Below are 13,784 nucleotides of genomic sequence, written 5' to 3'. Positions count from 1 at the left end.
GGCGGCCCTAGCGTCCCGGGCATGCCCGACCGCACGCCACCGCCCGCGCCCGCCCGCCGGGATCCCGCCCCGCCCGTCCCCCGGCAGCGACGCCACCCGGTCGCGGCCCTGGCGACCGCCGCGCTGGTGCTCACGGTCGCCGCGCTCGCCGGGTGCGACGACGCCCGAGACCCCGCCCCGGACGCAGCGGCGGCCACCGCGCTCGCCGCGACGATCGCCGGGCTCGACGGCGTGGCGGAGGCGACGGCGACCGACCTCGCCCTGCCCGGCGGGTCCGGCGACCGGGGGAAGGCGGTCGCCGTCCAGGTCGACGTCCGCACGGCCGCAGAGGACGCGGACGGCTTCGTCGCGGTCGCGGCGGCGGTCGCCGCGGAGCTGCCCGCCACGGCGCGGGTGGCCGCCCGGGTCTGGCAGCGGGACGTGCCGGGGGTCCCCGACCTCGCGGCGGAGCTCTCCGGGGCCGGGGACCGCGGTGCGGGGACACTCGGCATCCTCGGCGGGGTGGCCGACGCCGCGGGACCGACCGGGCTGACGGACCTCCAGGTGTCGGGCGGGACGGTGAGTGCGTCCGCGGCCGACGCCCGTGCGCTCGGGCGGCTCGCGGGCGCCGTCCGGTCGACCCGCGCCGCCGTCGCCGCGCTCGCCACCGACGACGGCCGGGTCAGCACGTACCTGGAGGCGTCGCTGCTCGACGCCCGGCTCTCCGGGCTCGTCGCCCGGGTCGACGGGTGGCCGGGGGTGACGTCGCAGCTCGTCGGCACCGAGGGCACGGCCGACGTGTGGCTCCGGGTCCAGGTCGAGGGCGACGACACGGTCGCCGCGCTCACGGCCGCGCTCACCTCGGCCGCGTGGCCCGCGGACGGCCCGGTCGTGCACGCCGTGGTGTCCTCGTCGTTCCGCTCCGAGGCGGGCGTCGTGGGCCGCCCCGACCCCGCGGACCCCGCCGCCCCGCCGGACCCCGCCGGGGCGGCCACCTCGCCCTGGCCCGACGACCCCCACGCGCCCGCGTGCGGCGGAGCCGATCTCGACGTCTCCCTCGGCGGCTTCGACGCCGCGCTGGGCCGCCGCTACCTGCTCCTGACGGCCACCAACACCTCGGACGCGTCGTGCGCGGTCCAGAGCCGGCCGGCCATCGCGTTCGTCCGAGCGTCGGGCACGCCGGCCCCGGACGTCGAGACCGGCACCCCGAGCGGGACGCCGGAGCCGGGCCGGTACGTCCTGCCGCCCGGCGAGCGCCTGCACGCCGGGCTCACCTGGCGCGGGATGTCGACGGCCCTGGACCCGGACGTGACGGTCGCTCTGCGTGTCACGGCGGCGCCGGGCGCCGACCCCGTGGACGTGCCCGCCGGCGAGCACACGCTCGACGTGCTCGCCGGCGCGGCGGTCGAGATCGGGGCGTGGGAGCCCGCGCCGGAGGGCTGGGCCCTCGACGGCGGGGACGGGTAGGCACCCGCCTGGTCCGTGGGCGGCATGCCCGCGCCCGCAACCGGCCCCGCCGGTGCCGCGGACCCGCTAGCGTCCGGACATGCGAACGAGACGCCGCGGCGTGCTGTCGACGACGGTGCTGGTCGCCGCCCTGGTCGGTGCGTGCGGCCCTGGGGGCGGGAGCGGCCCGGGCGGGGCCGACGAACCTCCGCCGAGTGCCGCGGCCGAGCGGCCGGCACCGACGACCGCCGACGAGGCGACGGGCGACGACGACGCCGCGTGCACCGTCTTCGGTGACGTGCTGACCATCGTCGAGAACGCCGACGTCGCCCTGGCCGAGGGCCGGATGGCGGCGCAGGAGCAGCACGGCTGGTACCAGCTGGCGACCCGCGTGCTCGGGCGCATCCCCGCCGACGGGGGCACCGACGTGCAGGCCGCGATCGGCGCGCTGCAGGCGGCCGCGCCGGCCGTGCCGTCCGGGGCGTTCGCGGAGTCCACCGGGGTGGGCTCGCCCGCGTGGTCTCACGCCGTGAACGACCTCGGCACGGCGTGCGACGCGGTCGGCGCGCCGCTGGCGATCAGCGCGTTCACCGGCGGGTAGCCCGCCGCCAGCGTCCACCGGGGCCGGGCGGACTCGCTAGAGCCGCACGCCCAGCAGCGCGTTGACGGCGCGGGCCACGATCCCCGGCGCGCCCTCCTCGGCCTCGGCCGCCGGGCCCCCGGCCAGCGAAGCGTCGGCCCAGGCGTCCACGGCGCGCAGGGCACGGGGGGCGTCGAGGTCGTCGGCCAGGGCGGCGCGCACCTCCGCCAGCAGGGCGGCGGACGCCGGCCCGCCGTTGCCGGACACCGCCGACCGCCACCGGTCCAGCCGGGACTGGGCGGCGTGCAGGACCTCGTCGGTCCACTCCCAGTCGGCCGCGTAGTGGTGGTCGAGGATGGCGAGCCGGACGGCCATGGCGTCGACGCCCTCGGCGCGCAGCTGCGACACCAGGACGAGGTTGCCGAGGGACTTGCTCATCTTCTGCCCGTGCAGCCCGACCATGCCGGTGTGCACGTGGGTGCGGGCGCCCTCGCCGGCGTCGAGCAGCCGGGCGTGCGAGGTGCTCATCTCGTGGTGCGGGAACCGCAGGTCGGACCCGCCGCCCTGGACGTCGAAGGGCAGGCCGATCCCGTCGCGGGCGATCACGGCGCACTCGATGTGCCAGCCGGGGCGGCCCGGGCCGAGCGCGTTGCCGTCCCACGACGGCTCACCCGGGCGCGCGGACCGCCAGAGCAGCGGGTCGAGGGCGTCGCGCTTGCCGGGGCGGGCGGGGTCGCCGCCGCGCTCGCCGAACAGCGCGAGCATCTCGGTGCGGTCGAGGCGGGCGACCTGCCCGAACGCCGGGTCCGCGGACAGGTCGGCGTACACGTCGCCGGCACCCTGGCCGTGCGCGTCCGGCGTGCCGATCACGTAGGCGGTCCCGGCTGCCAGCATCGCCTCGACAGCCTTGACCACGTCCGGGACGGACTCGACGGCGCCGGTGTACACGTCCGGCGGCACGACGCCCAGGGCGGTCATGTCCTCGAGGTAGAGCGCGGTCTGGTCGGCCGCGAGCTCCCGCCAGTCCACGCCGGTGGCCTCGGCGCGCTCGAGCAGCGGGTCGTCGACGTCGGTGACGTTGGACGCGTACCGGACGCGCTTGCCCTCGTCGAGCCAGCCGCGCACCAGCAGGTCGAACGCGACGTAGGTGGCGGCGTGGCCCATGTGCGTGGCGTCGTACGGGGTGATGCCGCAGACGTAGACGGTGGCGTCCGGCCCCGGCGCCGCCACGACGAGCTCGCCGGTCGAGGTGTCGCGCACGCGCACCGGACCCCCCTGGCCGGGGAGCTGCGGGATCTGCGGGGCGGGCCAGGTGAGCACGGCGTCGAGCGTACCGGCCGCCGCGGGGACGGGCGCCCGCGTCCGGGCCGGGGTGACGGACGCCACCGCTCCCCCGTCCGGGTCGCCCGAGCGGCGCGGCGGCGCGTCGGACGCCCGGCCCGCGCGCGGCCCCGGGACAATGCCCGCGTGGAGAGAGCGTGGGTGCACCAGGGCGACGGCTGGGCCGAGACGGACCCCGACGGGCTGCTGGCCCTGCTGGCGGCGCCCGAGCCGCCCGTGGCGTGGGTGCACGTCGACTCGCTGGACCTGCTGGCCGACGCGGCGCGGCAGGCCGGCGTCCCGGAGTCGGTGGTGCACCGCGCGGTCGCGGACCACGGACCCGCCGCGCCCGGCGACCCCCGGCGCCCGCAGCTCCGCCGGCTCCCCGGCGGCGGCCGGTACCTGGTGAGCCCGACGCTGGCCTACGACGGGCGCACCCGCGACGTCACGACCGGCGTCTGGGCGTCGCTCGAGGTCGAGGGCGTGACGATCACCGCCGAGGAGGGCCCCGGCGCCCTGCTCGACGACGTGCGGGAGCACCTGGCCGAGGGCGACCACCTGCCGCAGGACCGCGAGAGCCACGTGTTCGCCGCGGTGCTCATGGCGCTCGTCCGGCGGGCCGGCGACGTCGAGATGGGCATCGGCGAGGCGGTCGCCGACGTCGAGCAGCTGGTGTTCAGCCCGCAGGCCGACGACCCCGCCGAGGTGGTCTACGACCTCAAGCGCGAGATCGGCGAGGCGCGCCGCGCGCTGGTGCCGCTGCTGTCGGCGTTCCCGGACCTGGTCGCGGAGCAGGAGGACGCGCAGCGGGAGACGCGCACCATGCGCTGGCTGCGCCGCCTGGACACCGTGCTGACGAAGGTCGACCGGCACCTCGACGCCCACGACGCGCTGCTGGGCGACATGCTGTCCGTGCACCTGTCCCGGGTGTCGGTGCGGCAGAACGAGGACATGCGGAAGATTTCGGCGTGGGCGGCGATCATCGCGGTGCCGACGCTCATCGCCGGGGTGTACGGCATGAACTTCGACCACATGCCCGAGCTGCACTGGCTCGTCGGCTACCCCGCGTCGATCGTGCTCATGGGCGCGGCCGCCGGCCTGCTGTTCCGGCTGTTCAAGCGGTCCGGCTGGCTGTGACCCCGGGCCGGTCGGCCGCGCGTCAGGCGCCGGCCAGCGGGTCCAGCACCCCGGTCAGCAGCAGCAGCGACACGACCACCGCGAGCCCGATCCGGTAGATCACGAACGGCCGGTACGAGTACGTCGACACGATCTTCAGGAACCCGATGATCACGACGTAGCCCACGACGAACGCGATGACCGTCGCGATCAGGGTCGGCAGGACGCCGGGGGTGCCGGCCTCGCCGAAGGTGCCGACGCTCTTGCCGAGCTGGTAGAGCCCCGACCCGAGGACGGCCGGGATGGCGAGCAGGAACGAGTACCGGGCGGCCGCCGTCCGGCTGTAGCCCATGAGGCGGCCGGCGGTGATCGTGCCGCCCGAGCGGGACACGCCCGGCACGAGAGCCATCGCCTGCGCGAGCCCGAAGTACAGCGCGTGCCGCGGCGTCAGGTCGGTGAGCTCCCGGCGGCTGCTCGACCGCCGGTCGGCCCAGTCCAGGATCAGCGCGAAGACGGTCAGCGTCAGCACGATCAGCCACAGGTTGCGGAACGGCGCCTCGATCGCGTCCTGGAACAGCAGGCCCAGCACGACGATCGGCACCGAGCCGAGCGCGATGAACCACGCCATCTGCGCGTCGCGGTCCGGGGTGCCGCCCACGGGCGCGCCCGCGCGGGACCGCCAGTCGGTGCCGAGGTCGCCGCGGACGGCGCGCCACCAGTGGGTGCAGATCCGGGCGATGTCGCGCCGGAAGTACAGCAGGACGGCGGTCTCCGTCCCGATCTGCGTGATCGCCGTGAACGCCGCGCCCGGGTCGCCCGAGCCGATCAGCTCGCCCACGATCCGCAGGTGCGCGCTCGACGACACGGGCAGGAACTCGGTGAGGCCCTGGACGAGTCCGAGGACGATCGCCTCCCAGACGCTCATGCGCCGGTGCCGATCCGGGACGGGGTGCTCGGGTGCGCTGCCACGAGGCGCCACGATAGCCGCTGGTCACCCCCGTGCCCGGACGACCCGGCGGCACGGATACCCTCACAGCATGGAACAGCGCCAGCTCGGACGGACCGGCCTGCGGGTCTCGCACCTCGGACTCGGGACGCTGACCTGGAGCAGGGACACCGACGAGCACGACGCCGCCGAGCAGCTGCGCGACTTCGCCGACGCCGGCGGGACGCTCGTCGACACCTCCGCCTCGTACGCCGACGGCGGCGCCGAGGAGCTGCTGGGCTCGCTCCTCGGGCACGTGGTCCCCCGCGACGAGGTCGTGCTCTGCACCAAGGCGGGCGTGCGGCGCACGCCGCAGGGCGGGGTGGTCGACGCGTCGCGCGGCGCGCTGCTCGACGGCCTGGACGCGTCGCTGCGCCGGCTCGGCACCGACCACGTCGACCTGTTCCTGGTGCAGACCCCGGACCCGCGCACGCCGCTGACCGAGACGGTGAGCGCGCTGCGCCGGGCCGTCGACTCCGGGCGCGCCCGCTACGTCGGGCTGTCGAACCACGCCGGCTGGCAGGTCGCGCGCGCCGCCACGCTCCTCGGCGACGACCCCGGCCTCGCCGCGGTCGAGGCCGAGTACTCGCTGCTGCAGCGCGGGATCGAGCGGGAGGTGCTGCCCGCGGCGGCGGACCTCGGCGTCGGCGTGCTCGCCTGGTCGCCGCTCGGGCGGGGCGTGCTGACCGGGAAGTACCGGCGCACGGTGCCCGCCGACTCCCGGGCGGCGTCGCCGCACCTCGCGGGCTTCGTCGAGCCGTACCTCGGGTCGGTGGCGGCGGCGGTCGTCGAGGCGGTCGTGATCGCCGCGGACGGGCTCGGCCGCGCGCCGCTGGAGGTCGCGCTCGCCTGGCTGCGGGTGCGCGCGCAGGTCGCCTCGGCGGTCGTGGGCGCGCGGACGCCCGCCCAGCTCCGCGCGTCGCTCGCGGCGGAGGACGTGGAGCTGCCGCCGGAGATCCTGCGGGCGCTCGACGAGGTCAGCGCGCCCGCGACCGGGTACCCCGAGCGCCGCTGACCGGCCCCCGCGCACCCGGACGCGGCACGACGGGGGCGCGCGGCGTCAGCGGCTCAGCGCGCCGTCGTCCTCGTCGTCGTCCTCGTACGACTCCTCGGGCAGGTCGTCCGCGTCGTACTCGTCGTCCTGCTCGTCGTCGTCCTCGTGCTCGTCGTCCTCGTCGTCCTCCTCCGCGAGGTAGAACGGCGTGGCCTCCCCGTGCACGGTCCCGAGGGCGTCGTCGTAGACCTCGAACGCGTCCGCGAGCACGTCGTACGCGTCGTCGACGGCCGGGTCGTCCTCGCCCCGCCGGGTCGACACGGCGGTGTAGTGCGCCTCGAGAGCTGCGATGAGGCGGTCCAGTGCCGCGCGCGGGTCGATAGCCATGCGATGACCGTAGCGCCGCACCAGGCACAATGGCACCACGACCCGATCGACAAGGCGGTGGGCATGGCAGGCACGACGCGCTCGCGACGCCCGGGCGGCCCGGAGCAGGCGCGGCAGTACGAGTACCGCGTCCTCACGATCCCCCGGACGACCAGCCGCGGCGACGCCCGCCGGCTGCTCACGGAGCAGGCGGAGTACGGCCGGTGGGAGCTGGCCCGGACCCTCCTGTACGCGGGCGGCGAGCGGAAGGTGTGGCTGCGGCGCCGGATCATCCGGGTCCGGTCCACGCTCGGCGCGCTGGGCGACTGAACGACAGCAGGGCGGCACCCGCGGGTGCCGCCCTGCCGTCGTCGCGGGTGCCCGTCCGCCGTCGCGCGCGGGCACGCCCGCCCTGCGGTCAGGTCCCGCTCACGCCTCGCGCAGCAGCCCGTCCAGCACGCGGACGCCGAACCGCAGGGAGTCCGCGGGGACCCGCTCGTCGACGCCGTGGAACAGCGCCGTGAAGTCGAGGTCGGCCGGCAGCCGGAGCGGCGCGAAGCCGTAGCCCTCGATGCCGAGGCGGGCGAGCGACTTGTTGTCCGTCCCCGCGGACAGCATGTACGGCAGCACGACGGCCTCGGGGTCCTGGGCGCGCAGCACGTCGGTCATCGTGTCGACGAGCGCTCCCGTCGCGGGCACCTCGAGGCCGATGTCGAGGTGCTCGGGCTCGACCCGGACGTGCGGGCCGGCGAGCTCGCGGACCTTCGCCAGCACGTCCTCGTGGTCGCCGGGCAGCGGCCGGACGTCGACCGTCGCCGTGGCGCGGCCCGGGATGACGTTCGTCTTGTACCCGGCGTGCAGCTGCGTCGGGTTGGCGAGCGTGCGGATCGACGACCCGACGAACCGCCGCGCCGGGCCGAGCGCGCCGATCAGCCGGTCGATCGCCAGCGGGTCGTCCACGTCGAGCGGCAGGCCGGTGAGGTCGGCGACGCCCTCCAGCAGCGCGAGCACCGTCGGCGTGAGCCGGGTGTCCCACTGGTAGGCGCCGATGCGGGCGATTGCGCCGGCCAGCTCGGTCACCGCGTTGTCGGGGTTGACCGCCGAGCCGTGGCCCGCGGTGCCGTCCGCGACCAGCCGGAGCCAGGCGATGCCCTTCTCGGCGGTCTGCAGCAGGTAGGCACGCCGGCCCTGCACGTCGACGGAGAACCCGCCGACCTCGGAGACGGCCTCGGTGGCGCCCTCGAACAGGTCGGGGCGGTGGTCGACGAGGTGCCGGGCGCCGAACCTCCCGCCGGCCTCCTCGTCGGCGAACATGGCCACGACGACGTCCCGGGCGGGCCGGCGCCCCTCGCGGACCATCTGGCGGACGACCGCCAGGATCATCGCGTCCATGCCCTTCATGTCCACGGCGCCGCGGCCCCAGACCATGCCGTCGAACTCCTCGCCGGCGAACGGGTCGACCTTCCAGTCCTTCGCCTCCGCGGGGACGACGTCGGTGTGCCCGTGCAGCACCAGCGCCGGGCGGCTGCTGTCCTCCCCCGCCAGGCGCACGACGACGTTCGCGCGGCCCGGGGCGGACTCGATCAGCTCGGGGTCGAGGCCGACCTCGTGCAGCAGCGTCATCACGTGCTCGGCGGCGGAGCGCTCGCCGGGGCCGGAGCCGTCGCCGTAGTTCGACGTGTCGAACCGGATGAGCTCCTGCGCGATCCGCACGACCTCGCCCTCGGCCGCCGAGGTGTCGTGCTGGCCGGCGGGCGGGGTGGCGGGTGCGTCGCTCATGCCCCCACGCTACCGGCCGCGCCGGCACGCCGAGGCCGGGGGTCCAGACCCCCGCACCGTCCACCCACGCCGAGATAGGGCCGCCCCGCCGAGATAGGGCCGCGCACGGTCCTATCTCGGCGGGCAGGCCCTATCTCGGCCCGACGGCGGGGTGCTCAGGCCGAGGTCAGGCCCCGGCGCGCCAGCAGCGGGGCGATCTCCGGGTCGCGGCCGCGCAGGTCGCGGAACGCGGCCATCGGGTCGACCGAGCCGCCGCGCGAGAGCAGCTTCGCGCGGAAGGTGTCGCCGTTCTCCCGGCGCAGGCCGCCGTTCTCCTCGAACCAGGTCACGGTGTCGGCGTCGAGGACCTCGGACCAGATGTATGAGTAGTACCCGGCCGAGTAGCCGCCGCCGAAGACGTGGTTGAAGTACGTGGTCCGGTACCGCGGCGGGACCGGCGCGAACGCGATGCCCGCGCGCTCCAGCGCGGCGGCCTCGAACGGCTCCACCTCGGCGACGTCGGTCGGGACGTCCTCGGGCGCGAGCCGGTACCAGGCCTGGTCGAGCAGCGCCGCCGCCAGGTACTCGGTCGTGGCGAAGCCCTCGCCGTCCTGGCGCGCGGCGATGAGGGTGTCCACCCACTCCTGCGGCATCGGCTCGCCGGTGACGTGGTGCACGGCGTACGCGCGCAGGACCGACGGCTCCCAGGCCCACATCTCGTTGACCTGCGACGGGTACTCGACGAAGTCGCGCGGCACGTCGGTGCCGGACTGCGACGGGTACCGGACCGCGGAGAACAGGCCGTGCAGCGCGTGGCCGAACTCGTGGAACAGCGTGATGACCTCGTCCCAGGTCAGCAGCGTCGGCTGACCCGCCGGCGGCTTCGGGATGTTGAGGTTGTTCACCACGACCGGCGCCTCGTCGAGCAGCGTCGACTGGTCGACCAGGTTGTTCATCCACGCGCCGCCGCGCTTCGAGTCGCGGGTCCAGTAGTCGCCGAGGAACAGGCCGAGGCCGGTGCCGTCGGCGTCGGTCACCTCGAAGACCCGGACGTCCGGGTGGTAGCCGACGAGGTCGGCGCGCTCGGTGAAGGTCAGGCCGTAGAGCTCGCCCGCGGCGCGGAACACGCCGTCGTGCAGCACGCGGTCGAGCTCCAGGTAGGGGCGCAGCGACGAGTCGTCGAGCGAGCGGCGCTCCTTGCGGACCTGCTCGGCGTAGTACGCCCAGTCCCAGGCCTCCAGTGTCGCGCCGGGGACGTCGCGGCGCAGCGCCTCCTCGAGGTCGGCGGCCTCGGCGCGGGCGTTCGCGACGGCGGCGGGCGCCAGGCGTCCGAGGATGTCGGCGACGGCCTCCGGGGTCTTCGCGGTCGCGTCCTCGGCGATGTACGCCGCGTGGTGCGGGTAGCCGAGCAGGCGGGCGCGCTCGGCGCGCAGCCGGGCCAGCTCCAGCAGCGTGGCGCGGGTGTCGTGCTCGCCCCCGCGGCCGCCCCGGCGCACCGACGCGGTGTGCAGCCGCTCGCGCAGGGCGCGGTCGGACAGCTGGGCCAGCGCGGGCTGCTGGGTCGGCAGGATGAGGTCGATGAGCCAGGCGCCCTCGTGGCCGCGGCGGGCGGCGGCCTCGGCGGCGGCGGCCCGGGTGTCCTCGGGCAGCCCGGCGAGCTCGGCGGCGTCGGTGACGAGCACCGCGGAGTCGTTGGTCTCGGCGAGCAGCAGCCGGCCGAACACGGTCTCCAGCCGGGTGATCTCGGCGTTGAGCTCGCGGAGCCGGGCCTGGGCGTCGTCGTCGAGCCGCACGCCCGCGCGGACGAACTGGGTGTGCTGGCGGTGCAGCAGCCACGCGGTGTCGGGGGCGAGCTCGAGGTCCCCGGCCTCGGCCGCCTCGCGCAGCGCCTCCAGGCGCGCGAACAGCCGCCGGTCCAGGTAGATGGCGTCGCTGTGCGCGGCGAGCAGCGGCGCGACCTCCTCCTCGAGCGCCTCGAGCCCGGGGGTCGAGTCGGCCGAGGACTGGTTGAAGAACACGGTGGCCGCGCGGTGCAGCAGCCGGCCGGAGCGCTCCAGCGCGTCCAGGGTGTTCTCGACGGTGGGCGCGTCGGTCGACGCGGCGATGGCCTCGACCTCCGCCCGCTGCTCCGCCATGCCGGCGAGCAGCGCGGGGCGGTGGTGCTCCTCGCGGATCGCGGCGAAGTCGGGCAGGCCGTACGGCAGCGAGGACGGGGCGGCGAACGGGTTGTCCGCGTCCAGGGTGGGGGTGCTCATGCCCGCCATCATCTCCCGTTGCCCGAGGCAGCCGCCTCAGAGCGCTCGCCGACACGCCGGGGCCGGGCGTCGGTGGCGAGCAGGCTGCCCACCCAGTCGTCGCGCCGGACGCCGCGCTGCACGCCGCCCAGCCGCAGCTCCCCCTCCACCCGGAACCCGGCCCGCTCGGCGACCGCGCGCGACGGGCCGTTGCCCACGAACGCGCGCCAGAACACCCGGACCAGCCCCAGACGGCCGAACGCCGCGTCGAGCACCAGCTCGACGGACCGGGACATCAGGCCGCGGCCCCGCGCCTCGGGCGCGAGCCAGTAGCCGATCTCGGCCGAGCCGGTGCCCTCCATGCCGAGGCCGACCATGCCGAGCAGCGTGTCGTCGGCGGCGTCGCGCACCGCCCAGTTGAGCGTCGTCCCGCGGGCCCAGCCGTCGGCGACGTACCCGGTGACGAAGGACTCGGCGTCCTCGCGCGTGTACGGGCTCGGCACGGTCGTCCACTCCTGGATGGCCGGGTCCTGGCAGAGGGCGTCGATCCGGTCGACGTCCGCGGGGCCCGGCGCGCGCAGGACGACGACGCCGTCGGTCAGCTCGAAGGTCTCCATCGGCCCACCCTGCCACGGGCGGACCCCTCGGGTCGCGGCCTTTCGCCCGTCGCCGCTGGTCACGCCGCCAGCACGACGACGGGGTCCGCGACGGGGAGGTCGTGGGCCGCGCCCACCCCCGCGTGGTAGAGCCGTCCCGCGTGCGTCGCGAGCCCCGCCGCCAGGGCCGGGTCGGCCGCCAGCGCCTCCCGCCAGCCGCGCGTCGCGAGGGCGGTCAGGTACGGCAGCGTGGCGTTCGTCAGCGCCTGCGTGGACGTGACCGGCACAGCGCCGGGCATGTTCGCGACGCAGTAGAACACCGCGTCGTGCACGGCGAACGTCGGGTCGTCGTGCGTGGTCGGCCGGGTGGACTCGAAGCAGCCGCCCTGGTCGACCGCCACGTCGACGAGCACCGAGCCCGGGCGCATCGCGGCGACCATGTCGTCGGTGACCAGCTTCGGCGCGCGGGCGCCCGGGACCAGCACGGCCCCGACGACCAGGTCGGCGTCGGCCACCGCCTCCCGCACCGCGTAGGCGGACGACGCGAGGGTCCGGACCCGCCCGCCGAACGCCGTGTCGAGCTCGCGCAGCCGCGGGACCGACACGTCGAGCACGGTGACGTCCGCGCGCATGCCCAGCGCGACCTCCGCCGCGTGCTGCCCCGCGACGCCGCCGCCGATGACGACGACCCGCCCCGGGGCGACGCCGGGGACGCCGCCGAGCAGCCGGCCGGACCCGCCGGCGCTGCGCATGAGGTGGTAGGCGCCGACCTGGGCGGCGAGCCGGCCCGCCACCTCGCTCATGGGCGCGAGCAGCGGCAGCGAGCGGTCCGGCAGCTGGACCGTCTCGTAGGCGACCGCCGTGGTGCCGGCCGCGAGCAGCGCGTCGGTCTGCCGGCGGTCGGCCGCGAGGTGCAGGTAGGTGAACAGCACCAGGTCGTCGCGGAGGTGCCCGTACTCGGACGGCACGGGCTCCTTGACCTTGCACACCAGGTCGGCCTCGCCCCAGACGCGCGCCGCCTCGGTGACCACGGTCGCGCCGGCGGCGGCGTACTGCTCGTCGGTGATCGCGGAGCCGCGCCCGGCGCCGGCCTGCACCAGCACCTCGTGCCCGGCCGCGGCCAGCTGGTGCACCCCGGCGGGCGTGATGGCGACCCGGTACTCGTGGTTCTTGACCTCGGCGGGGATCCCGACCCTCATCGCAGCCTCCTGGGGCGTCGCGCGGCGTGCGGGGCCGGTACGGCGCCCGTCGGGTTCCAGCGTGAACTTCGCGGTGTTTCCGCGGCGTGACGGCACATGTCGGTTCGTTACGCTCAGCATATGGCCGAACATCCTGCGGTGCCCGGTGCGGCGTCGGTCACACCGTCGAACGATCTTCGAGCCGCTCCGCTCGACGCGGTCGACCGGCAGCTGGTCCGGCTGCTCCAGGAGGACGGGCGGATGGCCAACAACGCGCTCGCCGCCGCCGTGGGCATCGCGCCGTCGACCTGCCTGGCGCGGGTCCGGGCGCTGCGCCGGGCCGGCGTGATCCGCGGGTTCCACGCGGACGTCGACCCCGAGGCCCTCGGCCGGGGCCTGCGGGCGATGGTCGCGGTGCGGATGGCGGCCGGATCCCGAGCCACGCTCGAGCCGTTCGCCCGGGCCGTGGCGGCGCGGCCGGAGGTGCTGGACGTGTACTTCCTCGCCGGCGCCGACGACTTCCTGCTGCACGTCGCGGTGCGCGACACCGACGAGCTGCGCCGGTTCGTCGTGGAGCGCCTGAGCGACCGGCCGGACGTCGCCTCGACCGAGACGAGCCTGGTGTTCGACCACCTCCGGGGCGCGGTGGGCTGACCGCCCGCCGCGGCCGCTCAGCCGCCGAGCAGGTCCGCGACCCGGGCCCAGTCGCGCACGCGCGCCAGCGCGCGGTCGAGCTCGCGGGCGGCGCCCCGCCGCCCGCCGCCGTGGTGCCAGGACCACAGCGCGGACTCCGCGCCGCGGGCGACCGCCCACCGCGCGGTGCCCGCGGCGTCCAGCCCGGCGCGGTCGGCGATGACGAGCAGGCGGTCGCGCAGGACGCGCACCGGGTCGGCGGTGCGCCAGGGGTCCGCGACCTGCTCGAGCAGCGGCCAGGCGTCGTAGGCCGGGTCGCCCGTGAGCGCCTTGGGGTCGATCGCGACCCACCGGGCTCCCCCGCCGGTCCCGGTCAGCAGCAGGTTGCCCGGGTTGTAGTCGCCGTGCAGCGTGACGGGCGCCGGTGCGGCGGAGGCCCCGACCCCGCGCAGGGTCGCGTCCGCCGCGCGCAGCAGGCCCGGGTCGAGCGGCAGCCCGGCCCGCGCCGCGCGGACCGCCCGCTCGTCCGCCACGTCCGCCAGCCCGCGCGCGACGTCCGCCAGCGCGGGCAGCCCCGCCGGGACCGGCGCGGCGTGCAG

Annotated in this window: 14 protein-coding genes; 6 read left to right on the top strand and 8 right to left on the bottom strand. The window is 76.5% G+C overall.

All coding sequences use genetic code 11. The annotated features are described in order from the left end of the window. The first annotated feature begins 21 nt into the window (after positions 1–21). Together J5O08_RS01300 and J5O08_RS01295 are read left to right on the top strand one after the other, a co-directional pair. Positions 22–1,446 (top strand): DUF4232 domain-containing protein, encoded by a 1,425-nt coding sequence (locus J5O08_RS01300; RefSeq protein ID WP_218705049.1) that lies wholly within the window; start codon positions 22–24, stop codon positions 1,444–1,446. A 79-nt stretch (positions 1,447–1,525) separates the two neighbouring features. Then, positions 1,526–2,026: a hypothetical protein gene (locus J5O08_RS01295; protein WP_218705048.1), complete on the top strand. Its 501-nt coding sequence runs from the start codon at positions 1,526–1,528 to the stop codon at positions 2,024–2,026. Positions 2,027–2,062: 36 nt separating this feature from the next. On the opposite strand, the gene mshC is transcribed toward J5O08_RS01295, so the two are convergent. Next, on the bottom strand, positions 2,063–3,325 hold the full coding sequence (mshC, locus tag J5O08_RS01290; RefSeq protein ID WP_218705047.1) for a cysteine--1-D-myo-inosityl 2-amino-2-deoxy-alpha-D-glucopyranoside ligase: 1,263 nt from the start codon (positions 3,323–3,325) through the stop codon (positions 2,063–2,065). 147 nt (positions 3,326–3,472) lie between these two features. On the opposite strand from mshC, the gene J5O08_RS01285 reads away from it, so the two are divergent. Continuing rightward, complete coding sequence (locus J5O08_RS01285; protein ID WP_218705046.1) at positions 3,473–4,462, top strand: CorA family divalent cation transporter; 990 nt, start codon at positions 3,473–3,475, stop codon at positions 4,460–4,462. A gap of 22 nt (positions 4,463–4,484) precedes the next feature. Here the strand turns inward: J5O08_RS01285 and J5O08_RS01280 are convergent, their stop codons facing one another. Then, positions 4,485–5,366, bottom strand: a complete 882-nt coding sequence (locus J5O08_RS01280; RefSeq protein WP_218705045.1) for an undecaprenyl-diphosphate phosphatase — start codon at positions 5,364–5,366, stop codon at positions 4,485–4,487. A gap of 112 nt (positions 5,367–5,478) precedes the next feature. On the opposite strand from J5O08_RS01280, the gene J5O08_RS01275 reads away from it, so the two are divergent. Beyond that, positions 5,479–6,441, top strand: a complete 963-nt coding sequence (locus tag J5O08_RS01275; RefSeq protein ID WP_218705044.1) for an aldo/keto reductase — start codon at positions 5,479–5,481, stop codon at positions 6,439–6,441. A 45-nt stretch (positions 6,442–6,486) separates the two neighbouring features. On the opposite strand, the gene J5O08_RS01270 is transcribed toward J5O08_RS01275, so the two are convergent. After that, positions 6,487–6,807 (bottom strand): primosomal protein, encoded by a 321-nt coding sequence (locus tag J5O08_RS01270; RefSeq protein WP_168217050.1) that lies wholly within the window; start codon positions 6,805–6,807, stop codon positions 6,487–6,489. Between the two features lie 63 nt (positions 6,808–6,870). On the opposite strand from J5O08_RS01270, the gene J5O08_RS01265 reads away from it, so the two are divergent. Further along, a complete protein-coding gene (locus J5O08_RS01265; RefSeq protein ID WP_218705043.1) occupies positions 6,871–7,116 on the top strand; it encodes a DUF5703 family protein in 246 nt (81 codons plus the stop codon). A gap of 99 nt (positions 7,117–7,215) precedes the next feature. On the opposite strand, the gene J5O08_RS01260 is transcribed toward J5O08_RS01265, so the two are convergent. The 4 genes from J5O08_RS01260 to ald form a co-directional block, all read right to left on the bottom strand. Beyond that, positions 7,216–8,565 carry a M20/M25/M40 family metallo-hydrolase gene (locus J5O08_RS01260; protein ID WP_218705042.1) on the bottom strand — a complete coding sequence of 450 codons (1,350 nt, stop codon included), beginning with the start codon at positions 8,563–8,565 and terminating at the stop codon, positions 7,216–7,218. 155 nt (positions 8,566–8,720) lie between these two features. Then, complete coding sequence (locus tag J5O08_RS01255) at positions 8,721–10,799, bottom strand: M3 family metallopeptidase (RefSeq protein ID WP_218705041.1); 2,079 nt, start codon at positions 10,797–10,799, stop codon at positions 8,721–8,723. 8 nt (positions 10,800–10,807) lie between these two features. Beyond that, on the bottom strand, positions 10,808–11,395 hold the full coding sequence (locus J5O08_RS01250) for a GNAT family N-acetyltransferase (RefSeq protein WP_218705039.1): 588 nt from the start codon (positions 11,393–11,395) through the stop codon (positions 10,808–10,810). Between the two features lie 59 nt (positions 11,396–11,454). Beyond that, on the bottom strand, positions 11,455–12,573 hold the full coding sequence (ald, locus tag J5O08_RS01245) for an alanine dehydrogenase (protein WP_218705037.1): 1,119 nt from the start codon (positions 12,571–12,573) through the stop codon (positions 11,455–11,457). 120 nt (positions 12,574–12,693) lie between these two features. Between ald and J5O08_RS01240 the strand changes: the two genes are divergently transcribed. Next, positions 12,694–13,206 (top strand): Lrp/AsnC family transcriptional regulator, encoded by a 513-nt coding sequence (locus tag J5O08_RS01240; protein ID WP_218705033.1) that lies wholly within the window; start codon positions 12,694–12,696, stop codon positions 13,204–13,206. Positions 13,207–13,223: 17 nt separating this feature from the next. On the opposite strand, the gene J5O08_RS01235 is transcribed toward J5O08_RS01240, so the two are convergent. After that, positions 13,224–13,784 (bottom strand): aminoglycoside phosphotransferase family protein (locus tag J5O08_RS01235; RefSeq protein ID WP_218705032.1); only part of this gene is annotated, 561 nt, incomplete at its 5' end.

It is taken from the genome of Cellulomonas sp. PS-H5 (assembly GCF_019265565.1).
Classification (GTDB): domain Bacteria; phylum Actinomycetota; class Actinomycetes; order Actinomycetales; family Cellulomonadaceae; genus Cellulomonas.
The sequence above is the reverse complement of the archived record's forward strand: the minus strand, read 5'-3'. Positions and strand labels throughout refer to the sequence as shown.